Annotated in this window: 22 protein-coding genes; 16 read left to right on the forward strand and 6 right to left on the reverse strand. The window is 65.9% G+C overall.

The annotated features are described in order from the left end of the window. Positions 1–18: 18 nt before the first annotated feature. Positions 19–654: a TetR/AcrR family transcriptional regulator gene (locus CNE_RS05310; RefSeq protein ID WP_013956107.1), complete on the forward strand. Its 636-nt coding sequence runs from the start codon at positions 19–21 to the stop codon at positions 652–654. 64 nt (positions 655–718) lie between these two features. Here the strand turns inward: CNE_RS05310 and CNE_RS05315 are convergent, their stop codons facing one another. Further along, on the reverse strand, positions 719–1,978 hold the full coding sequence (locus CNE_RS05315; protein WP_013956108.1) for a polyhydroxyalkanoate depolymerase: 1,260 nt from the start codon (positions 1,976–1,978) through the stop codon (positions 719–721). A 312-nt stretch (positions 1,979–2,290) separates the two neighbouring features. Then, complete coding sequence (locus CNE_RS05320) at positions 2,291–3,487, reverse strand: amino acid aminotransferase (protein ID WP_013956109.1); 1,197 nt, start codon at positions 3,485–3,487, stop codon at positions 2,291–2,293. Positions 3,488–3,726: 239 nt separating this feature from the next. Here CNE_RS05320 and uvrB point away from each other — a divergent pair, with 239 nt between their 5' ends. The 15 genes from uvrB to iscX all read left to right on the forward strand — a co-directional run bounded on the left by uvrB (position 3,727) and on the right by iscX (position 15,626). Further along, complete coding sequence (gene uvrB / locus CNE_RS05325) at positions 3,727–5,811, forward strand: excinuclease ABC subunit UvrB (protein ID WP_013956110.1); 2,085 nt, start codon at positions 3,727–3,729, stop codon at positions 5,809–5,811. A gap of 66 nt (positions 5,812–5,877) precedes the next feature. Next, positions 5,878–6,177: a putative quinol monooxygenase gene (locus tag CNE_RS05330; protein WP_013956111.1), complete on the forward strand. Its 300-nt coding sequence runs from the start codon at positions 5,878–5,880 to the stop codon at positions 6,175–6,177. Between the two features lie 22 nt (positions 6,178–6,199). Next, complete coding sequence (locus tag CNE_RS05335) at positions 6,200–6,421, forward strand: hypothetical protein (protein WP_013956112.1); 222 nt, start codon at positions 6,200–6,202, stop codon at positions 6,419–6,421. Between the two features lie 32 nt (positions 6,422–6,453). Next, the gene (locus CNE_RS05340) at positions 6,454–6,696 is read left to right on the forward strand and encodes a hypothetical protein (RefSeq protein ID WP_013956113.1); all 243 of its coding nucleotides are present in this window, start codon (positions 6,454–6,456) and stop codon (positions 6,694–6,696) included. Positions 6,697–6,787: 91 nt separating this feature from the next. After that, positions 6,788–7,276: a low molecular weight protein-tyrosine-phosphatase gene (locus CNE_RS05345; RefSeq protein WP_013956114.1), complete on the forward strand. Its 489-nt coding sequence runs from the start codon at positions 6,788–6,790 to the stop codon at positions 7,274–7,276. 87 nt (positions 7,277–7,363) lie between these two features. Next, on the forward strand, positions 7,364–9,460 hold the full coding sequence (locus CNE_RS05350; protein WP_013956115.1) for a site-specific recombinase: 2,097 nt from the start codon (positions 7,364–7,366) through the stop codon (positions 9,458–9,460). A gap of 105 nt (positions 9,461–9,565) precedes the next feature. Continuing rightward, positions 9,566–10,120: a Fe-S cluster assembly transcriptional regulator IscR gene (iscR, locus tag CNE_RS05355; protein WP_013956116.1), complete on the forward strand. Its 555-nt coding sequence runs from the start codon at positions 9,566–9,568 to the stop codon at positions 10,118–10,120. A gap of 55 nt (positions 10,121–10,175) precedes the next feature. After that, positions 10,176–11,399, forward strand: a complete 1,224-nt coding sequence (locus CNE_RS05360) for an IscS subfamily cysteine desulfurase (RefSeq protein WP_269148715.1) — start codon at positions 10,176–10,178, stop codon at positions 11,397–11,399. 67 nt (positions 11,400–11,466) lie between these two features. Beyond that, positions 11,467–11,865 (forward strand): Fe-S cluster assembly scaffold IscU, encoded by a 399-nt coding sequence (gene iscU, locus CNE_RS05365; protein ID WP_010809025.1) that lies wholly within the window; start codon positions 11,467–11,469, stop codon positions 11,863–11,865. 43 nt (positions 11,866–11,908) lie between these two features. Then, a complete protein-coding gene (iscA, locus tag CNE_RS05370) occupies positions 11,909–12,229 on the forward strand; it encodes an iron-sulfur cluster assembly protein IscA (protein WP_010809024.1) in 321 nt (106 codons plus the stop codon). 24 nt (positions 12,230–12,253) lie between these two features. After that, the gene (locus tag CNE_RS05375) at positions 12,254–12,475 is read left to right on the forward strand and encodes a DUF3565 domain-containing protein (RefSeq protein WP_010809023.1); all 222 of its coding nucleotides are present in this window, start codon (positions 12,254–12,256) and stop codon (positions 12,473–12,475) included. 63 nt (positions 12,476–12,538) lie between these two features. Further along, complete coding sequence (gene hscB / locus CNE_RS05380) at positions 12,539–13,057, forward strand: Fe-S protein assembly co-chaperone HscB (protein WP_013956118.1); 519 nt, start codon at positions 12,539–12,541, stop codon at positions 13,055–13,057. 96 nt (positions 13,058–13,153) lie between these two features. Beyond that, complete coding sequence (hscA, locus tag CNE_RS05385) at positions 13,154–15,019, forward strand: Fe-S protein assembly chaperone HscA (protein ID WP_013956119.1); 1,866 nt, start codon at positions 13,154–13,156, stop codon at positions 15,017–15,019. A 40-nt stretch (positions 15,020–15,059) separates the two neighbouring features. Then, positions 15,060–15,398 carry an ISC system 2Fe-2S type ferredoxin gene (fdx, locus tag CNE_RS05390; RefSeq protein ID WP_013956120.1) on the forward strand — a complete coding sequence of 113 codons (339 nt, stop codon included), beginning with the start codon at positions 15,060–15,062 and terminating at the stop codon, positions 15,396–15,398. Positions 15,399–15,431: 33 nt separating this feature from the next. Then, positions 15,432–15,626 carry a Fe-S cluster assembly protein IscX gene (gene iscX / locus CNE_RS05395; protein ID WP_013956121.1) on the forward strand — a complete coding sequence of 65 codons (195 nt, stop codon included), beginning with the start codon at positions 15,432–15,434 and terminating at the stop codon, positions 15,624–15,626. Positions 15,627–15,670: 44 nt separating this feature from the next. Here iscX and CNE_RS05400 read toward each other — a convergent pair whose 3' ends face one another. The 4 genes from CNE_RS05400 to CNE_RS05415 all read right to left on the reverse strand — a co-directional run bounded on the left by CNE_RS05400 (position 15,671) and on the right by CNE_RS05415 (position 20,206). Then, positions 15,671–16,690, reverse strand: coding sequence for a hypothetical protein (locus CNE_RS05400; RefSeq protein ID WP_013956122.1), 1,020 nt, complete (start codon positions 16,688–16,690; stop codon positions 15,671–15,673). 129 nt (positions 16,691–16,819) lie between these two features. Next, a complete protein-coding gene (locus CNE_RS05405; protein WP_013956123.1) occupies positions 16,820–17,560 on the reverse strand; it encodes a glycine zipper 2TM domain-containing protein in 741 nt (246 codons plus the stop codon). A 278-nt stretch (positions 17,561–17,838) separates the two neighbouring features. Then, positions 17,839–19,383 carry a lysine--tRNA ligase gene (gene lysS, locus CNE_RS05410; RefSeq protein ID WP_013956124.1) on the reverse strand — a complete coding sequence of 515 codons (1,545 nt, stop codon included), beginning with the start codon at positions 19,381–19,383 and terminating at the stop codon, positions 17,839–17,841. Positions 19,384–19,447: 64 nt separating this feature from the next. Further along, positions 19,448–20,206, reverse strand: coding sequence for an SDR family oxidoreductase (locus tag CNE_RS05415; protein WP_013956125.1), 759 nt, complete (start codon positions 20,204–20,206; stop codon positions 19,448–19,450). Positions 20,207–20,323: the final 117 nt, after the last annotated feature.

The following is a 20,323-nucleotide window of genomic DNA, read 5'->3' on the forward strand; positions in this document are numbered from 1 at the left end:
CGATCGACCAGCCACCCCATGTCAACTGAGCCCAAGACCAAACGCGACCCGGAAGGGACGCGCCGACGCATCCTCGCTGCGGCCACCGAGGAATTCGCCAAGGGGGGTCTGGCCGGCGCCCGCGTCGACCAGATTGCCCGGCGTGCGGAGACTAACGAACGCATGCTGTACTACTACTACGGCAGCAAGGAAGGCCTCTTCCTGGCGGTGCTCGAGAAGCAATACGCCAATTTCCGCGCCGACGAGGAGCAGCTGCACCTCGTCGACGAAGACCCGGTCCAGGGCGTGCGCACGCTGGCGCGCTTCGTCTGGGACTGGTATTACGAGCATCCGGAGTTCATCCGCCTGGTCAACAGCGAGAACCTGCACGAGGCCCGGCACCTGAAGAAGTCGGCGCAGCTGCAGCAGCTGATCAACCCGGTGGTGGATGTGCTGGCCGACGTGATCCGGCGCGGGCAGGAACAAGGCGTGTTCCGCGACAATATCGACGTGCCGCAGTTCTACCTGACGATTTCCGCGCTGGGCTACTACGTGCTGTCCAACCGCTACACCATCAGTGCCGTGATCGGCCGCGACGTGGCCTCGCAGCAGGAGCATGAGCGCTTTGCCGAGCTGCACTCGGAAATGCTGCTCAGCTACCTGAAGAAGCACTGAACCTCCCGGCCCGCCCCCGCAAGAAGAAACGCCCGCGATCGCGGCCCCGATCGCGGGCGTTTTTTTACTTGGTGGCCGAGGCCTGGTGGTACTTGCGGATAAAGTCGCGCAGCTGCGGGTAGATCTCCTCGCGCCAGCGCCGGCCCGAGAAGATGCCGTAGTGGCCGCAGTGTTCCGCATTCAGATGCTGCTTGCGGGCTTTCGGGATGCCGGCGCACAGGTCGTGCGCCGCGGCGGTCTGGCCCGCGCCGGAGATGTCGTCCAACTCGCCCTCGACGGTCATCAGCGCGGTGCTCTTGATGTCCTGCGGCCGCACCGGATTGCCGTCGATGGCCCAGGTGCCGTTGGCCAGGCGGAACTCCTGGAACACCTCGCGGATGGTGTCGAGGTAGTACTCGGCGGCCATGTCGAGCACCGCGTTGTATTCGTCGTAGAAGCGCACGTGGGCGTCGGCGTCGTCCGCATCGCCCTCGACCAGGCTCAGGTAGAAGTCATAGTGCGAGGAAAGGTGCCGGTCCGGGTTCATCGCCACGAAACCGGCATGCTGCAAAAAGCCCGGGTAGACGCGGCGCCCGTGGCCGGGGTAGTTGGCCGGCACGGTGTAGATGACGTTGTTCTCGAACCACTCGAACGACTTGTTGGTCGCCAGCGAGTTGACCGCGGTGGGGCTCTTGCGGGCGTCGATCGGGCCGCCCATCATCGTCATGGTGCGCGGCGTCTTCTCGCCGGCCGAGGCCATCAGCGAGATCGCGGCCAGCACCGGTACCGTGGGCTGGCACACCGAGATCACATGCAGGTTCTCGGCGCCGATGTGGCGGATGAATTCCTGGATGTAGTAGATGTAGTCGGACAGGTGGAACGTGCCATCCTCCACCGGCACCATCCGTGCGTCGATCCAGTCGGTCACGTAGACCTTGTGGTCCTGCAGCAGCGTGCGCACCGTGTCGCGCAGCAGCGTGGCATGGTGGCCCGACAGCGGCGCGGCCACCAGCACCACCGGCTCATCCTTGAGCAGCTTGATGGTATCCGGGTCGTCGGCATAGCGCTTGAAGCGCACCAGCTTGCAGAAGGGCTTCTCGAGCACGGTCTGCTCGACGATGGGGATGTCGCGCCCGTTGGAGCGCACCGACTTGATGTCGAATGCCGGTTTTTCGTATTCCTTGCCGAGCCGGTACAGCAGTTCATAGCCGGCAGCCAGGCGGGGTGCGCCGGGAACCAGCGAGAGCGGGCTGAGGGGGTTGGTGAAGGTCTTGGCCGTCGCCTGGGCCCACGCGGTCAGCGGGTGCAGGATCGAACGCTGGAACTCATGCAATTGGTAGAGCATGCCTTTTCTGCCTGGGGTCTAGCTATGAGGTACGTACTACCAGGTACTAATGTACTGACAATACACCGTGGATCGTGGCGCCGATTATGCCCTTAACCGAACGACCGTGCTAACGATCTTGCTCTGCAGCATATACCTTAAAGTACATCCATTGCTGCGGAAAACAATAAGGTAAAAGGCTGATTTCTGGATGACATTTGGCTGATAAATTGCAAACAAATGCAAAAAGCGGCCGAAGCCGCTTTTTGTGCATTGCTTTGTGACGCTTGCGCCAGTCGCCACTTGTTGCGGTGTGGCGATTTCAAAGGGCTTTTACATCACAGCTGCGATTGCATCGACGACGGCGTCGATGTTGCGGCTGTTCAGCGCGGCCACGCAGATGCGGCCGGTGCCGACGGCGTAGATGCCGTGCTCATTGCGCAGGCGATCCACCTGGGCCGAGGTCAGGCCCGAGTACGAGAACATGCCGCGCTGCGCCTTGACGAAGGAGAAGTCGCCCGGCACGCCCTTGGTGGCCAGCTTGTCCACCAGCGCATGGCGCATCAGCTTGATGCGGTCGCGCATCTCGGCCAGTTCTTCTTCCCACATGGCGCGCAGTTCCGGGCTGTTCAGCACGCTGGCGACCACGGTGCCGCCGTGCGTCGGCGGATTGGAATAGTTGGTGCGGATCACGCGCTTGACCTGCGACATCACGCGCTGCGCTTCTTCCTTGCTGGTGGTGACGATCGACAGCGCGCCCACGCGCTCGCCGTACAGCGAGAAGCTCTTCGAGAACGAGCTCGACACGAAGAAGGGCAGGCCGGAGTCCGCGAACAGGCGCACGGCGGCGCCGTCCGGGTCGATGCCGTCGGCAAAGCCCTGGTAGGCCATGTCCAGGAACGGGATCAGGTTGCGTTCCTTGACCAGTTCCACCACCTGCTTCCACTGCTCGGGCGACAGGTCCACGCCGGTCGGGTTGTGGCAGCAGGCGTGCAGCACGACGATGGTGTTGGCCGGGAACGACTTGAGCGATTCCACCATGCCGGCAAAGTTCAGGCCGTGGCTGGGGGCGTCGTAGTAGGCATAGTTGACCACCGGGAAGCCGGCGGATTCGAACAGTGCGCGGTGGTTTTCCCAGCTCGGGTCGCTGATGGCGACCTTGGCGTCCGGGTACAGGCGCTTCAGGAAGTCGGCGCCGATCTTCAGCGCGCCGGTGCCGCCGAGTGCCTGTGCCGTCACTACGCGGCCTTCGGTGATCAGCGGCGATTCCTTGCCGAACAGCAGCGTCTGCACGGCCTGGTCATAGGCGGCGATACCTTCGATCGGCAGGTAGCCACGCGGGGTGGCGGTGGTCAGACGGGCCTTTTCTGCCTCCTGGACGGCGCGCAGCAGGGGGATTTTCCCTTCGTCGGTGAAGTACACGCCAACGCCCAGGTTGACCTTGGTCGGGCGGGTATCGGCATTGAAGGCTTCGTTGAGGCCCAGGATCGGGTCGCGCGGGGCCATCTCGACGGCAGAAAACAAACTCATTTGGAATCTCGTGGTCGGCAATGAATGAAAACGGGAAGGCGTAGAATGCTTCGGACTGCGCTGGCGGCTGGCAGGCCCCGTTCCCTTCCGGCGGGAAGTGGCTTGAAGCGGGGGCTGTCAACCCCAAGATTCTAGCGTATCCGCCCGTTTTCCTGAGGTTTTTCCCTAATCTCGCCGCGCCTTCTTTCGTTATTTCTTTCCTTACTCGTACCGCTACCTCTCCAGCCACCACGCCCCTTATGTCGAACCTTGCCGAAGCCGCGCCGGCCCTGGACGAAGACAAATTCGTCACATTTCCCGGCTCCCCGTTCCAGCTGTACCAGCCGTTCCCGCCCGCCGGCGACCAGCCGGAGGCCATCCGGCAGCTGGTGGAGGGCGTGGACGACGGCCTGTCGTTCCAGACGCTGCTGGGCGTCACGGGCTCGGGCAAGACCTTCACCATGGCCAACGTGATTGCCCGCATGGGGCGGCCGGCCATCGTGTTTGCCCCGAACAAGACGCTGGCGGCGCAGCTCTATGCGGAATTCCGTGAATTCTTCCCGCGCAACGCCGTCGAGTACTTCGTCAGCTACTACGACTACTACCAGCCCGAGGCCTACGTCCCGCAGCGCGACCTGTTTATCGAGAAGGACTCGTCGATCAACGAGCATATCGAGCAGATGCGGCTGTCTGCGACCAAGAGCCTGCTGGAGCGCCGCGACACCATCATCGTGGCAACCGTCTCGGCGATCTATGGTATCGGCAACCCGACCGAATACCACCAGATGATTCTCACCTTGCGGGCCGGCGACAAGATCAGCCAGCGCGACGTGATCGCGCGCCTGATCGCGATGCAGTACACCCGCAACGAGACCGACTTCCAGCGCGGCACCTTCCGCGTGCGTGGCGACACCATCGATATCTTCCCGGCCGAGCATGCCGAGATGGCGGTGCGGCTGGAGATGTTCGATGACGAAGTCGAGTCGCTGCATTTCTTCGACCCGCTCACGGGCCGCGTGCGCCAGAAGATCCCGCGCTTCACGGTCTACCCGTCGAGCCACTATGTGACCCCACGCGAGACCGTGCTGCGCGCGATCGAGGCGATCAAGTCGGAGCTGCGCGAGCGCCTCGAGTTCTTCCACAAGGAAAACCGGCTGGTGGAGGCGCAGCGGCTGGAGCAGCGCACCCGCTTCGACCTGGAAATGCTGTCCGAGCTGGGCTTCTGCAAGGGCATCGAGAACTATTCGCGGCACCTGTCCGGTGCACGCCCCGGCGATCCGCCGCCGACGCTGGTCGACTACCTGCCGCCGGATGCGCTGATGTTCCTGGACGAGTCGCACGTGCTGATCGGCCAGCTCAACGGCATGTACAACGGCGACCGCGCGCGCAAGACCACGCTGGTGGAGTACGGCTTCCGGCTCCCGTCGGCGCTGGACAACCGGCCGCTGAAGTTCGACGAATTCGAGCGCAAGATGCGCCAGGTGATGTTTGTCTCGGCCACGCCGGCGCAGTTCGAGCAGGAGAATGCCGGGCAGGTGGTGGAGCAGGTGGTGCGTCCGACCGGGCTGGTCGATCCCATCATCCTGGTGCGCCCGGCGACCACGCAGGTGGACGACCTGGTGTCCGAGATCCACGCCCGCGTCGAGGCCGGCGAACGCGTGCTGGTGACCACGCTGACCAAGCGCATGGCCGAGCAGCTGACTGAGTTCCTGTCCGAGAACGGGGTCAAGGTGCGCTACCTGCACTCGGACATCGACACCGTCGAGCGCGTGGAGATCATCCGCGACCTGCGCCTGGGCACCTTCGACGTGCTGGTGGGCATCAACCTGCTGCGCGAGGGCCTGGATATTCCCGAGGTGTCGCTGGTGGCAATCCTCGATGCGGACAAGGAAGGCTTCCTGCGCGCCGAGCGCTCGCTGATCCAGACCATCGGCCGCGCCGCGCGCAACGTCAACGGTACCGCCATCCTGTACGCGGACCGCATGACCGAGTCGATGAAGAAGGCCATTGGCGAGACCGAGCGCCGCCGCGCCAAGCAGATCGCCTTCAACGAGGCCAACGGCATCACGCCGCGCGGTGTGGTCAAGCGCATCAAGGACATCATCGACGGCGTCTACAGCGTCAGCGATGCCAAGGCCGAGCTGCTGGCGGCGCAGGAGCAGGCCCGCTACGAGGACATGAGCGAGAAGCAGGTCTCCAAGGAAATCAAGCGCCTGGAGAAGCTTATGCTTGACCATGCCCGCAACCTGGAATTCGAGCAGGCGGCGCAGGTGCGCGACCAGCTGGCCAAGCTCAAGGCACAGGTGTTCGGCGCCAGCGGAGATGGCGCGCTGCCGCCCGCCTGATACGCGTGGTGCCGGCTCCGGCTGGCCTATAGTGAAATGCGTCACACCTGATCCGGGAGGCGCATCATGGTAAAACTTGGACTGTGGGTACCGCTGGAGGCCAGGCCGGGCAAGGAGCAGGAGGTTGAGCAGTTCCTGCGCGACGGGCTCGCGCTGGTGGAGCAGGAGGCCGGCACCACGGCCTGGTTCGCGCTGCGGCTGGGCCCGTCGATGTTCGGCATCTTTGATGCCTTCCCCGATGAGTCAGCGCGCGAGGCGCACCTCGGCGGCAAGGTTGCCGCGGCGCTGATGGCCAGGGCGCCGGAGCTGTTCATGGGGACGCCGCCGATCCAGAAGCTGGAGGTGGTGGCGGCCAAGCTGCCTTGATGGCGAACGACAAGGAGCTACGATGGAACGCCAGTTTGAATACGGCGGCTACGCGGTCGTGGTCAGCGCGGTCCCGAATGCCGCCGGCGGGTTTGCGGCGCAGATGCGCATCGCCGATGCCTTCGGCGAGCCTTCCGGCCCCAGCTTCGAGGCGATTGCGGGCGATGCGCCCACGCCCGAAGGGGCCATCGCGCTGGCGGAGGCCGGCGCCATGCGGGCGATCGACGCCGGCGAGGTCAACTAGCCAGGCACCCCCATTTTCCGTGGAGAACCACAATGACCGAAATCGGTGAATGGAAGAAGAAGGTCTATGAAACCCACGAAGTGCAGGTCCAGGTCAGGCAGCGCTCACAGAGCGAATGGTCCTACACCGTGCGCGTCTGCCGCCCCGGCACCAATATCCGCGCCGCTGGCACGCTGACCGAGACCTCGCGCATCACCGAGCACTATAAATCGCGCGAAGCCGCGGAAGTGGCCGGGTTTGCGCACGGCGAGCGGCTGGCCAAGCAACTGGCCTGAAGGGCTGCGGGTAGAATTGCGGGCTGTCCGGCCGGCGGCCCTGCCGAGGGCCGGTGCGCCTGCCATTCCACTCCCGCCAAGTTGTGATCCGATGAAGACATACGCCATCCTGATGTGCTGCATGGGAAACATCTGCCGTTCCCCGACGGCGGAGGGCGTGCTGCGCGCCAAGCTGGCGGAGGCCGGGCTGGACGCGCTGGTGGAGCTGGATTCGGCGGGCACGCATGAATACCACCTCGGCCGCGCGCCCGATCCCCGCACCCAGCGCCACGCGCTGCAGCGCGGCTATGACCTGTCCGCGCTGCGCGCGCGCAAGGTCGGGCTGCCGGACTTCGATCGCTTCGACCTGATCCTGGCGATGGACCGCGAGAACCTGGCCGGCCTGGCGCGGCTGCGCCCCGATGCCGGCGAAAAGCTGCGCCTGCTGATGAGCTTCGCCACCCGCCACGACGCCGACGAGGTGCCGGACCCGTACTACGGCGAAGGCGATGGCTTCGAGCGCGTGCTCGACTACATCGAAGATGCCTGCGAGGGCCTGGTGGCCGAGCTGCGCCAGCGCCTGCAAGGCAACGCCGGCTGATCCGGGCACCCGCCCCGTCGCCTTTTCTGCGGCCCGCGCCGCGACGCCACGAGCGCCGCGGCCGGCGGCCCGATCCCACGAGAATCCATGCTTCGCAAACTGTTCCGCAAATGGCGCGAATCGCGCAATGCCAGCCTGCAGCTCGACGCCATCCTGGCCGCGGCCGATCCTGAGGCCCCGCTGGCCGAGCGCAACGGCTGGCTGATCGAGCTGGGCTTCTGGATCCGCCGCGATGGCGGGCTGGGCGCCGATGCCGGCAGCCAGGAACCCGGCACGGACCGCAGCCACCCCGAGCATGTGCGGCTGCGCTACCTGCTGCAGGTGCTGGAGCGGCATCCCGACTGGGCCGAACGTTTTGCCCTGACCGTGCGCAGCCTGGTGCGCGAGAACGACCCGACCGGACTGTTCTGCGATACCGGCGTGGCCCTGCACCCGGGCTTCGTCAGCGAGATGGTGGGCCGGCTGCAGAACCGCTTCCTGCCGCCGCCGCCCAACCGCAGCGACATGGCGGGGCTGTTTGCGCTGGTGTTCGTCGGTGATAAAGACGCGGAGTGGGTCGAGGCCGTCGACGATGAGCTGCTGGCCCGGCTGGCGCGCGTGCTGCAGGCCGGCAGCGCCAAGGGCGAAGCGGCGGGTATGGCGCACTATCGCGATGCGCTGGGCCAGACGCTGGCCACCAGCATCGCGGTGCTGGTCAGCCAGGTGCGCGCCACCGGCCTGAGCCAGGCGATCCGTTCGCGCCTGGCCGGGCGCGTGGACGAGACGCCGTTCTTCCGCCTGGACGAGGCCGTCCAGGCCTTGCGTGAAGAGGGCCTGCGCCATGACGACAACAGCTTCGGCCATCGCCTGAACTATTTCCGCGCGCTGCTGGACGGCTGCCATGCCGCGATCCGCCATGTGTATGAAGACCTGGAAGAAAACGGCGTATCGATCGAGGTGGTGTTCCAGATCGAGCGCATGAAGGTGCAGCTCAGCCGCATCGAGCTGCTGCTGGCGGCCTGGGTCGAGCCCCACCGGCCCGGCATGCATGCGCACCTGGTGGCGGAACTGATCCGATCGACCCAGGCCCGGCGCAGCATCTCGCACCTGGCCGGCACCTCGTTCGCGCAGCTGGCGCGCAAGGTGGTGGAGCGCTCGGCCGAGACCGGCGAGCACTACATCACGCGCGACCGCAAGGAATACGCCGAACTGGTGCGCGCCGCAGCCGGCGGCGGCCTGGTCTCGGTCGCCACGGTGTACCTGAAGTTCCTGATCCACGGCCTGCACCTGGACAAGTTCAGTGAGGGGTTGCTGGCCTCGCTCAACTACGCCGGCAGCTTCCTGGCCATCCACTTTGCGCACTTCACGCTGGCGACCAAGCAGCCGGCCATGACCGGCCCCGCGCTGGCGCACCGGCTGGACGGGGCAGGGCGGCCGGAAGGGCGCGAGATATTCGTCGACGACACCATCGCCATGATCCGTTCCAACGCGGCGGCGATTGTCGGCAACCTGGCGGTGGTGTTCCCGGTGGCGCTGGGGATCCAGTGGCTGGCGCACAAGCTGCTGGGCGCCAACCTGATCACGCCGGCCAAGGCGATTGCCACCATCGAATCGTTCTCGATCCTGGGCCCGACACCGCTCTACGCCGCCTTCACCGGCGTGCTGCTGTGGCTGTCCAGCCTGATTGCGGGCTGGGCCGACAACTGGTTCGCGCTGCACCGCGTGCATGACGTGATGGCCTACAACCGGCGCCTGCGCTACGTGCTGGGTGCACGCGGCGCCACCCGGCTGGCGGATTTCTGGAAGCGTAACCTGTCGGGCATTGTCGCCAATGTGTCGCTGGGCTTGCTGCTGGGGTTGGGGCCGGAAATCCTGAGCTTCTTCGGGCCGCATATGGAAGTGCGTCATGTGACGCTGTCGACCGGCTCGGTCGGCGCGGCCATCGGCGTGCTGGGGATGGATGCGCTGCGCATGCCGTCGCTGTGGCTGGCGGTGGCGGGCATTGCGCTGATGGGGATGTTGAACGTGGCGGTGAGCTTCGCGCTGGCGTTCAATATGGCGCTGCGGTCACGCAACCTGCGGCGCGTGGACCGCGCCGAACTGAGCGCGGCCGTGCGGCGGCGCATCCTGACGCACCCGCTGTCGCTGGTGATGCCGCCGCGCGTGGCAGGCCCGGAGACGGCCGCAGGCGGGCGCGAAGCGTGATGGGGACGTGGTGCGGTGCGGCAGGGTAGTTGACTGAATTAGTCGGGTACCTTTATACTTGACGGAAACGATCAAGTATTGGCATCACCCCCAGAGCCCTGCACCATGAGACTGACCACCAAAGGCCGCTTCGCGGTCACTGCGATGATCGACCTGGCCATGCGCCAGGACCAGGGACCGGTCACGCTCGCCGGCATCAGCCAGCGGCAAAAGATCTCGTTGTCCTATCTGGAGCAGCTGTTTGGCAAGCTGCGCCGGCACGAGATCGTTGAAAGCGTGCGCGGCCCGGGCGGCGGCTACAGTCTGGCGCGCAAGGCCGAAGACGTCACCGTGGCGGACATCATCATCGCCGTGGACGAGCCCCTGGATGCCACCCAATGCGGCGGCAAGGGCAATTGTAACGGAGATGACGGCTCCGGGCGCTGCATGACCCACGAACTGTGGGCCACGCTGAACCAGAAGATGGTCGAGTACCTCGACTCCGTTTCCCTCAAGAACCTGGTGGACCAGCAGCGCGAGCGCCAGCCTGCCGTGCTGCACGACATGCGCGAAGACGCTGCGCAGCCGGTCGCGACCGCTGCGCGCGGCAAGGCCGACAAGCAGGAAAAGCCGGTCCGGGCCAGAATGGTGAATTCAGTTTTCAGCCTGGCGCAGTCCTGAGCGTGCCCAGGCAACGACAGCAAAACAGCGATCAGCGGTCCCTAACAAGGCAGTCATAACGATGAGCACCCCACATTTCCCCATCTACATGGATTACTCGGCCACCACGCCGGTGGACCCGCGCGTGGCGGACAAGATGATTCCGTACCTGCGCGAGCAGTTCGGCAACCCCGCCTCGCGCAGCCATGCGTACGGCTGGGAAGCAGAGCGCGCGGTGGAAGAAGCGCGTGAGCAGGTGGCCGCACTGGTCGGCGCCGACCCGCGCGAGATCGTGTGGACGTCGGGCGCGACCGAATCGAACAACCTGGCGATCAAGGGTGCCGCGAACTTCTATTCGGGCAAGGGCAAGCATCTCATCACCCTGAAGACCGAGCACAAGGCCGTGCTCGACACCACGCGCGAGTTGGAGCGCCAGGGCTTTGAAGTGACCTACCTGGACGTGAAGGAAAACGGCCTGCTCGACATGGAAGTGTTCAAGCAGGCACTGCGCCCGGACACGATCCTGGTCTCGGTGATGCTGGTCAACAACGAGATCGGCGTGATCCAGGACGTCGAGCAGATCGGCGAGATCTGCCGCGAGAAGGGCATCATCTTCCACTGCGACGCCGCGCAGGCGACCGGCAAGGTGGCGATCGACCTGAACAAGCTGAAGTGCGACCTGATGTCATTCTCGGCCCACAAGACCTACGGCCCCAAGGGCATCGGCGCGTTGTACGTGCGCCGCAAGCCGCGCGTGCGCATCGAGGCGCAGATGCACGGCGGCGGCCATGAGCGCGGCATGCGCTCGGGCACGCTGGCCACACACCAGATCGTCGGCATGGGCGAAGCCTTCCGCATCGCCCGCGAAGAGATGGCGACCGAAAACGAACGCATCCGCATGCTGCGCGACCGCCTGTGGAACGGCCTGTCGGACATGGAAGAGGTCTACCTGAACGGCGACCTGGAACAACGCGTGCCGCACAACCTGAATGTCAGCTTCAACTTCGTCGAGGGCGAATCGCTGATCATGGCGATCAAGGACGTGGCGGTGTCGTCGGGTTCGGCCTGCACCTCGGCCTCGCTGGAGCCGTCGTATGTGCTGCGCGCGCTGGGCCGCAACGATGAACTGGCCCACAGCTCGATCCGCTTCACGGTGGGCCGCTTCACCACCGAGCAGGAAATCGACTACACCATCGAACTGCTCAAGAGCAAGATCGGCAAGCTGCGCGACCTGTCGCCGCTGTGGGAGATGTTCAAGGACGGCGTCGACCTGAATTCGATCCAGTGGGCCGCGCACTGACGCGCCCGCCACAGATCATCAGTACAAAAAGCAATACCCCCGCAAAGATACGCAAGAGGTAAGCAAAATGTCATACAGCACCAAGGTTCTCGACCACTATGAAAACCCCCGCAACGTCGGTTCGTTCGACAAGAACGACGATGCGGTCGGCACCGGCATGGTCGGCGCGCCGGCCTGCGGCGACGTGATGAAGCTGCAGATCAAGGTCAACGAGGCTGGCGTGATCGAAGACGCCAAGTTCAAGACCTACGGCTGCGGCTCGGCCATTGCCTCGTCCTCGCTCGTGACCGAGTGGGTCAAGGGCAAGACCGTGGATCAGGCGCTGGAGATCAAGAACACCCAGATCGCCGAAGAACTGGCGCTGCCGCCGGTGAAGATCCACTGCTCGATCCTGGCCGAAGACGCGATCAAGGCCGCCGTCGAAGACTACAAGAAGAAGCACGGCGCCGAGCAGAAGGCTGCCTGATTCTGTCGCACTGACCACGGCATCGACGAAGGAAGACGCAACGATGATCACCATGACCGAGAAGGCGGCCAAGCATGTGGCCCGCTACCTGGAACGCCGCGGCAAGGGCGTGGGCCTGCGCCTGGGCGTGAAGACCACCGGCTGCTCGGGCCTGGCCTACAAGCTGGAATACGTGGACGAGCTGCTGCCGGAAGACGCGGTGTTCGAATCGCACGGCATCAAGGTCATCGTCGACGCCAAGAGCCTGCCGTATATCGACGGCACCGAACTCGACTACGCACGTGAAGGGTTGAACGAAGGTTTCCGCTTCAACAACCCCAACGTCAAGGACGAGTGCGGCTGCGGCGAGTCTTTCACGGTCTGAGCAAGCCAGCGCAAGCAAGCCCCGGTGGAGCGCAGCATCGTCGGGTTCCGCCGGGACGAGGAAGGCCACTGGGTGGCCGAACTCGAATGCGGGCACGGCCAGCATATGCGGCACGACCCGCCGTGGCAGTCGCGGCCATGGACGCAAAGCGAGCAGGGCCGCGCCGGCATGATCGGCATGCGGGTGAACTGCCTGAAGTGCGACCGCAACGAACCGCCGGCCGAGTGGGCACGCAAGCCCGCCTGAGCGGCACCGTGGCGGCAATGGACAAAGGGGCGGCGCGGCCGCTCCTTTTTCTTGGGGAAGCAGTTGAAAGACGATTTTTTTGCGCTGTTCGGCCTGCCGGCGCAGTACGGCCTCGACGAGGCCGCGCTGGATGCGGCATACCGCACCGTGCAGTCGCAGGCACATCCGGACCGCTTTGCCAAGGCGGGCGACGCCGAGCGTCGCGTGGCCATGCAGTGGGCCGCGCATGCCAATGAAGCCTACCGTACGCTGCGGCAGCCGTTGCGGCGCGCGACCTACCTGCTGAAGCTGCGCGGCGTCGATGTGCAGGCCGAGAACAACACGGTCATGACGCCGGCCTTCCTGATGCAGCAGATGGAATGGCGCGAAGCGCTGCAGGAAGCGGTGGAAGAGCGCGCAGTGGACCGGCTCGATGCGCTGCTGCGCGAGTTGCGCCAGGAAAAGCGCGAGCGCCACGAAACACTGGGCGCGCTGCTGGATTCCGGCGACAACGAGGCGGCCGGCGGCGCGGTGCGGCAACTGATGTTTATCGAGAAGATCGAACACGATACCAGCGAGGCCATCGACCGGCTGGAAGACTGACCGGCACGTTTGCCGGGCCCGTGACAAAATGGCGCCCGGCGCGAGATCCGCCCGCATGGCGGCTTCCCCTGCCGCACAAGACAGCGAAGAATTACCATGGCACTGCTCCAGATTTCCGAACCCGGCATGTCGCCGGCGCCCCACCAACGCCGCCTGGCCGTCGGCATCGACCTCGGCACCACCAACTCGCTGGTGGCCGCGGTACGCAGCAGCATTCCCGAAGTGCTGGGCGACGAACGCGGCCGCGCGCTGCTGCCGTCGGTCGTGCGCTACCTGCCGGACCGCACCACGCATATCGGCTACCGGGCCCAGGATGAAGCGGTGCGCGACCCCAAGAACACCATCGTCTCGGTCAAGCGCTTCATGGGCCGCGGCCTGCGCGACATCGCCAATATCGAGCACAGCCCATACGACTTCGTCGACGCGCCCGGCATGTTGCAGATCAAGACCGCGGCCGGCGTGAAGAGCCCGGTCGAGATCTCGGCCGAGATCCTCGCCACGCTGCGCCAGCGCGCCGAGGACACGCTCGGCGACGACCTGGTCGGCGCGGTCATCACCGTGCCGGCGTACTTCGACGAGGCCCAGCGCCAGGCGACCAAGGACGCCGCGCGCCTGGCCGGCCTGGAAGTGCTGCGCCTGCTGAACGAACCGACCGCGGCGGCTATTGCCTACGGGCTGGACAATGCGTCGGAAGGCATTTACGCGGTCTACGACCTGGGCGGCGGTACCTTCGATATCTCGGTGCTCAAGCTGACGCAGGGCGTGTTCGAAGTGATGGCCACGGGCGGCGACTCGGCGCTCGGCGGCGACGATTTCGACCAGCGCGTGCTGTGCTGGATCGTCGAGCAGGCCGGCCTGCAGCCGCTGTCGGCGCAGGACATGCGCCTGCTGATGGTGCGCGCGCGCGCGGCCAAGGAAGCGCTGTCGGAAGCGGACAGTACCGTGATCGATGCCGTGCTCGATTCCGGCGAGATCGTTCACCTGGCTCTGACCGACGAAACCTTTGAACAGATCACCGCACACCTGGTGCAGAAAACGCTGGCGCCGGTGCGCAAGGCGCTGCGCGACGCCGGTGTGACCCCCGATGACGTCAAGGGCGTGGTGCTGGTGGGCGGCGCCACGCGCATGCCATCGATCCGCAAGGCCGTGGGCGACTACTTCGGCCAGACCCCGCTGACCAACCTGGACCCGGACCGCGTGGTGGCGCTGGGCGCCGCGATGCAGGCCAACCTGCTGGCCGGCAACCATGCCCCTGGCGAAGACTGGCTGCTGCTCGACGTGATCCCGCTGTCGCTGGGCGTCGAGACCATGGGCGGCCTGGTCGAGAAGATCATCCCGCGCAACAGCACCATCCCGGTGGCGCGCGCGCAGGAATTCACCACCTTCAAGGACGGCCAGACCGCGATGGCGATCCACGTGCTGCAGGGCGAGCGCGAGCTGGCCAGCGACTGCCGCTCGCTGGCGCGCTTCGAGCTGCGCGGCATCCCGCCGATGGTGGCGGGCGCGGCGCGCATCCGCGTGACCTACCAGGTCGACGCCGACGGCCTGCTGTCCGTGACCGCGCGCGAGACCCATTCGGGCGTGGAAGCCTCGGTCACGGTCAAGCCGTCGTACGGCCTGGCCGACGACGATATCGCGCGCATGCTGCAGGACAGCTTCCGCGAGGCCGAGCACGACATGAAGAGCCGCGCGCTGGCCGAAGAGCGCGTGGAAGCCGACCGGCTGGTCGAGGCCACGCAGCGCGCGCTGGAAACCGATGGCGACCTGTTGTCCGCCGAGGAGCGCACTGCGGTGGAAGCGCTGATGGCCACGGTGCGCGAGATCGCCACCGGCGACGACCACCACGCCATCCACGCCGCGGTGGAAAAGCTGTCGCACGGCACCGACGAATTCGCTGCCCGCCGCATGGACCGCTCGATCAAGAGCGCGCTGGCGGGGCGCAAGGTGCAGGAGCTGGGCTGATCACCACGCCTGCACCGCATTACAGATACCAGGACACGAGATGCCACAGATCATAGTTTTGCCCCACGTCGAATACTGCCCGGATGGGACGGTGATTGAAGCCGAGACGGGTGTCAGCGTCTGCGATGCGCTGCTCTCGCACGGCATCGCGATCGAGCATGCGTGCGAGAAATCGTGCGCCTGCACCACCTGCCACGTGATCGTGCGCGAGGGTTTCAACTCGCTCAACGAGGCTGAAGAGAAGGAAGAAGACCTGCTCGACAAGGCCTGGGGGCTGGAGCCGAATTCGCGGCTGTCGTGCCAGGCCATCGTCGATGAGGAAGACCTGACCATCGAGATCCCGAAGTACACCATCAACCACGCCAAGGAAGGCCACTGAGCGGCCCGGCAGACCTCAGCGGAGAATAACCCCATGAAGTGGACCGATACCTACGACATCGCGGCAGCCCTGTACGACAAGTATCCCGATGTGGATCCCATGTCGGTGCGATTCACCGACCTGCGCCGCTGGGTGCTGGAACTGGATGGCTTTGCCGATGTGCCGGAGCGTTCCGGCGAGAAGATCCTGGAAGCGATCCAGGCTGCCTGGATCGAAGAATCCCAATAAGCAAGTACTCCCCTGAAACAGGCCGGCTCCGCCGGCCTGTTTGCTTAGAAGCGGTAGCCGACGCCCGCCAGGATCACGTCGGTATCGTGGTCGTAGCCGGTCATGGTGCGGTTCCATGTCAGTCGCGTCAGCCAGTGGTCGCCGAGCCGGTAGCTGGCCGACATCGACATCAGGCCTGACCATCGCGACGGCGAGCTGGCTGCGCTCAACCCTTTCTGGCTCAGGTCGATGGCGTAGTACGGGCCCACGCCGACCCCGAGTGTCAGTTTGTCGTGGAAGAACGCGCGCGTGAGCCACGCCTGCGCGGCCACGCCGTTGCGGCGCAGCACCGCGTTTTCTCCTTCGTTGATGTAGCTGATGGTGCCGTCCACGTATTGCCACAGCCCGCGCCGGTATTCTACCGCTTTGGCGAAAGAAGTCTGTGGATCGAAGCTGTTGACGATGGTTCCGCCAAGGAACGCCGTCAGCTCATTCTGCGTGACATTGTCTGTCCGCCCCGGCGGCGGCACCACCGGCCCGCCGCGGTCACCGCGATCGAGTTGGTAGCCGACGCCCACCAGCAACGTGTTGGTCTTGATGCTTGACGGCGTCTGCGTCCGGTTGTAGCGCGCCTGCAGCATCCAGGGGCCGCCATTTACATACCAGGTTGCCGCGGCGCTCAGCAGCGCGCCCCAGCCGTGGTGGTTGTCGTAGGTGCCGTCCGACCGCTGATCGGTGGTATCGAAATAGCGGTAAGGGCCGGCACCGAGGGCCAGCGTCAGCCTGCGGTCCAGGGCCAGGTAGCGCCACCAAAGCTGGACGCTGTGGCCGTCGCGGTGATGGTTGGTGACATGGCCTTCATTCAGGTAGGTGAAGGTCGCGTACCAGTTCTCGCCGAGGTTGTGCTGGTAGGAGTAGGCGTAGCCGTAGCTGCGCTCGCCGAGGGACTCCGTCGACTGGAGGCCGCCGAGCACAAGCAGTTCCTGCCCGAACGCCGCGTGGTGCGACAGCGCCAGCAGCAGCGCGCCGGCCAGTGGGAGAAGCCGTTGCCAGGTCCTGCAAGTGTTGTGGGTGGCTGGCTGCATGGTATGGACTCCGGTTCACCGGGAGGTGGCGCCCAAGAATCATAGCAAAGCGACCATGGAAAAGGCCGGCGACAAACCGGCCATGGTTTGTAACGGCACACTAAATGCGCCGGCGCGTGCTGTGGGCGGTCACCCGGTCACCAGCGCACCATTCTCCAGGTGCACGCGCTGGCCCACCTGCACGCCAGGGTTCTGCTCGTAAGTGAAGCTGCGATGGCTGCCATCGTCCATGCGTACGCGGACTTCGTAATGCGTGTCCTTGCTGACCGCCTTCTCGATCTGGTTGCCGGCTACGCCGCCGCCCACGGCACCGACCACGGTGCCGACGATGCGGCCGTTGCCCTTGCCGACCTGGTTGCCCAGCAGGCCGCCCACCACAGCGCCGCCGAGCGCGCCCAGGCCGCTGGTGTTGGGCTTCTGGGTCTGGACCGGCGTCACGGCGACGATACGGCCGGCGTAGGGGCTGCCCTTGGCAGCCGGGCGCTCGGTGTCGGCGCGCTGGCTGGCGCGCGGCTCGCTATCGCGCTGCGCGGCCTGGCGTGCCGGGGCGGTGCGCGGTGCGGTTTGCGACGAACGGGCAGCGTCCTGATTGGCCGGGCGCGGCTGGCCGTCATCGTAGACCGGTGGGCGCGTGGTGCTGCCCGGCGGGGGCGCGGTTTCCGCGGTGACTGGCAGCGGGCCCTGCGGACCTTGTTGCGTTTGCAGGTCCGGGTTGGCCTTGCTGATTGGCAGCACGCCGGTCACGGCGGCGACAGCGGTCAGGCTGGCGATCACCACGGCCACGGCCGCCGCGCCGATCAGCGGATGCAACCGGCGTTGCGGCGGCAGCGGTGCAGGGGTGTGGTCTGGCGAGGTGGCTTGGCTCTGCATTGTGGCTCCGGTGCGGCGAAGGCCGCGATGGGATGGAGCCAGTGTGGCCGAAGCGGGTGCCGTTTTCCGTTTGTTTTTGTAAATATATGTAGGCGGAAAAATCCTTTCGATTCAATGGGTTGTGGTCGTCCTGCCGGCGCGGTTGCGGACCGGGTTGTAACAATCGACACGCTGGAGTGCCTTTCGCGACCCAAAGAAAAACCCCACCGCAGGCGGTCACCGCAGGCGGTGGCGTTCACGGTTTCCGCAGTGGGGCGTCCTGCCGGACGCCGCCTGCATCAGTCTTCCCGGCGCAGGTGCGGGAACAGGATGACGTCGCGGATATTCGGGCTGTCCGTCAGCAGCATCACCAGGCGGTCGATGCCGATGCCGCAGCCGCCCGTCGGGGGCATGCCGTATTCCAGCGCGCGGATGTAGTCGGCGTCGAAGTACATGGCTTCTTCATCGCCGGCGTCCTTCTGCTCGACCTGCTTGCGGAAGCGGTCGGCCTGGTCTTCGGCATCGTTCAGCTCCGAGAAGCCGTTGGCGATCTCGCGGCCGGTGATGAACAGCTCGAAGCGCTCGGTGATGCCCGGCACCGTGTCCGAAGCGCGCGCCAGCGGCGAGACCTCGACCGGGTAGTCGACGATAAAGGTCGGCTCCCACAACTGGCTTTCCGCGGTTTCCTCGAACAGCACCAGTTGCAGCGTGCCCAGGCCGGCGTTGAGGAACTGCGGCGCGTTGGTGTTGACGCCGAACTTCTTCAGCTCGGTGCGCAGGAACCCGGCATCGGCCAGTTGCGCATCGGTGTACTGCGGCGCGAACTTCTGGATCGCCTGGCAGATGGTCAGGCGATGGAACGGCTTGGACAGATCCAGCTCGCGGTCCTGGTACGTCAGCACGGCGCTGCCGCGCGCATCGATGGCGGCCTTGCGGATCAGGTCCTCGGTGAAGTCCATCAGCCAGCGGTAGTCCGTGTAGGCCGCGTAGAACTCCATCATGGTGAACTCGGGGTTGTGGCGCGGGCTCACCCCTTCGTTGCGGAAGTTGCGGTTGATCTCGAACACGCGCTCGAAGCCGCCCACGATCAGGCGCTTCAGGTACAGCTCGGGCGCGATGCGCAGGAACATCTGCATGTCCAGCGCATTGTGGTGCGTGATGAAGGGCTTGGCCGCGGCGCCGCCCGGGATCGGGTGCAGCATCGGCGTTTCCACTTCCATGAAGCCGGCATCGGCCATATGGCGGCGCAGCGACGAGATCGCGTTGGTGCGGGCGCGGAAGGTGTTGCGCGTTTCCGGCGACACGATCAGGTCGACATAGCGCTGGCGGTACTTCATTTCCTGGTCGGCCAGGCCGTGGAACTTGTCCGGCAGCGGGCGCAGCGACTTGGACAGCAGGCGCAGCTCGCGCACCTGCACCGACAGCTCGCCCTTATTGGTGCGGAACAGCTCGCCGCGGGCGCTGATGATGTCGCCCAGGTCCCAGTGCTTGAAGGCCGCGTAGACCTCTTCGCCGACCTTGTCGCGCGTGATGTAGAACTGGATCTGGCCGCTGCCGTCCTGCACCGTGGCAAAGCTGGCCTTGCCCATCACGCGCTTGAGCATCATGCGCCCGGCGATGGCGACCTCGACCGGCGCGGCCTCGAGCGTGGCCTGCTCGGTCTCGGCGTACTGCGCCTGCAGCGCGGCGGCCTGGTGGGAGGGGCGGAAATCGTTGGGGAAGGGCACGCCCTGCTGGCGCAGCGCGGCCAGCTTCTCGCGCCGCTCCGCGATGATCTTGTTCTCGTCGACGGCGGGGGTGTCTGCGGCGGCTGGCTTGGCCTGGGCGCGGTTCGGTTCAGTCATGATGTCTTGTCGGATCGCGCGCGGCTTGCCGCGCGCGGATTCAGATGGCTTTGATGGGTGCGGCTTAGTAGTTGCGGAGATCGTCCAGCTCGGTGCTGCCGAAATCCGGGCGGTGCAGGTAGGCGACGATGCGGCCGGCGGTTTCCTCGGCCGACGCCAGCTGTTCATTGGCTTTCAGCTCGCGGAAGCGCTGCACTTGGGCGAAGTCGGCATTGCGGATGGTGGCCTGCATGCCGGTGTCGATCACGCCCGGGGCCAGCGCCACGGCGCGCACGGTGCGCGGGGCTTCGGCCTGGGCGTACTCGGCGTTGACCGAGCGCATGAACATGTCCAGCCCGGCCTTGCCGGCGCAGTACGCGCTCCAGCCTTCGACCGGGCGGCGCGCCGCGCCGGAGGAGATCGCCAGCACCTTGCGCGGGCAGTCGAACTTCTCGGTGCGCTCCAGGAACGCAGCGGTCATCGTCATCGGCGCCGCCAGGTTGGTCAGCAGGTGCGGCACCAAAGTCTTTTCCTGCAGGCGCGCGACCGGGCCGATCGGCTCGACCACGCCGGCGTTCAGGATCAGCGTGGCGCTGGTCGGCGGGATGTCGAGCGTATCGAGCACGCTGGCGAGCCAAGTCGCGGCGGGGCCGGCCTGCGACAGGTCCTGCAGGTGCCAGGCCACCGGCACGCCGCTCATGGTGGCGATGCGCTCCAGCTCGCTGTTGCGGCTGCGCGCCACGCAGATCAGACGGTTGCCCGGCACGAGCAGGGCATTGGTCAGTGCCGCGCCCAGCCCGCGCGAGGCGCCGGTGATGATGTAGAGGTGATTGGCTTCGCTCATGGTGCCCCGGTCGGAGATGTCGCCCTGCCGCCGTGCCGGTGTGGCGCGGGCGGCGGTACAGCGGTGGATGGAATGCTGTGCCGCCGCCGGCCGCGCCGGCAGGGCGGACGGCGGGTG

It is taken from the genome of Cupriavidus necator N-1 (assembly GCF_000219215.1).
Taxonomy (GTDB): Bacteria; Pseudomonadota; Gammaproteobacteria; order Burkholderiales; family Burkholderiaceae; genus Cupriavidus; species Cupriavidus necator.

Bases quoted from the DNA above. Each gene is read 5' to 3' on its own strand.
- CNE_RS05310 (WP_013956107.1), top strand. From the start codon at position 19: ATGTCAACTGAGCCCAAGACCAAACGCGACCCGGAAGGGACGCGCCGA.
- CNE_RS05315 (WP_013956108.1), bottom strand. From the start codon at position 1,978: ATGCTCTACCAATTGCATGAGTTCCAGCGTTCGATCCTGCACCCGCTG.
- CNE_RS05320 (WP_013956109.1), bottom strand. From the start codon at position 3,487: ATGAGTTTGTTTTCTGCCGTCGAGATGGCCCCGCGCGACCCGATCCTG.
- uvrB (WP_013956110.1), top strand. From the start codon at position 3,727: ATGTCGAACCTTGCCGAAGCCGCGCCGGCCCTGGACGAAGACAAATTC.
- CNE_RS05330 (WP_013956111.1), top strand. From the start codon at position 5,878: ATGGTAAAACTTGGACTGTGGGTACCGCTGGAGGCCAGGCCGGGCAAG.
- CNE_RS05335 (WP_013956112.1), top strand. From the start codon at position 6,200: ATGGAACGCCAGTTTGAATACGGCGGCTACGCGGTCGTGGTCAGCGCG.
- CNE_RS05340 (WP_013956113.1), top strand. From the start codon at position 6,454: ATGACCGAAATCGGTGAATGGAAGAAGAAGGTCTATGAAACCCACGAA.
- CNE_RS05345 (WP_013956114.1), top strand. From the start codon at position 6,788: ATGAAGACATACGCCATCCTGATGTGCTGCATGGGAAACATCTGCCGT.
- CNE_RS05350 (WP_013956115.1), top strand. From the start codon at position 7,364: ATGCTTCGCAAACTGTTCCGCAAATGGCGCGAATCGCGCAATGCCAGC.
- iscR (WP_013956116.1), top strand. From the start codon at position 9,566: ATGAGACTGACCACCAAAGGCCGCTTCGCGGTCACTGCGATGATCGAC.
- iscU (WP_010809025.1), top strand. From the start codon at position 11,467: ATGTCATACAGCACCAAGGTTCTCGACCACTATGAAAACCCCCGCAAC.
- iscA (WP_010809024.1), top strand. From the start codon at position 11,909: ATGATCACCATGACCGAGAAGGCGGCCAAGCATGTGGCCCGCTACCTG.
- hscA (WP_013956119.1), top strand. From the start codon at position 13,154: ATGGCACTGCTCCAGATTTCCGAACCCGGCATGTCGCCGGCGCCCCAC.
- fdx (WP_013956120.1), top strand. From the start codon at position 15,060: ATGCCACAGATCATAGTTTTGCCCCACGTCGAATACTGCCCGGATGGG.
- iscX (WP_013956121.1), top strand. From the start codon at position 15,432: ATGAAGTGGACCGATACCTACGACATCGCGGCAGCCCTGTACGACAAG.
- CNE_RS05400 (WP_013956122.1), bottom strand. From the start codon at position 16,690: ATGCAGCCAGCCACCCACAACACTTGCAGGACCTGGCAACGGCTTCTC.
- CNE_RS05405 (WP_013956123.1), bottom strand. From the start codon at position 17,560: ATGCAGAGCCAAGCCACCTCGCCAGACCACACCCCTGCACCGCTGCCG.
- lysS (WP_013956124.1), bottom strand. From the start codon at position 19,383: ATGACTGAACCGAACCGCGCCCAGGCCAAGCCAGCCGCCGCAGACACC.
- CNE_RS05415 (WP_013956125.1), bottom strand. From the start codon at position 20,206: ATGAGCGAAGCCAATCACCTCTACATCATCACCGGCGCCTCGCGCGGG.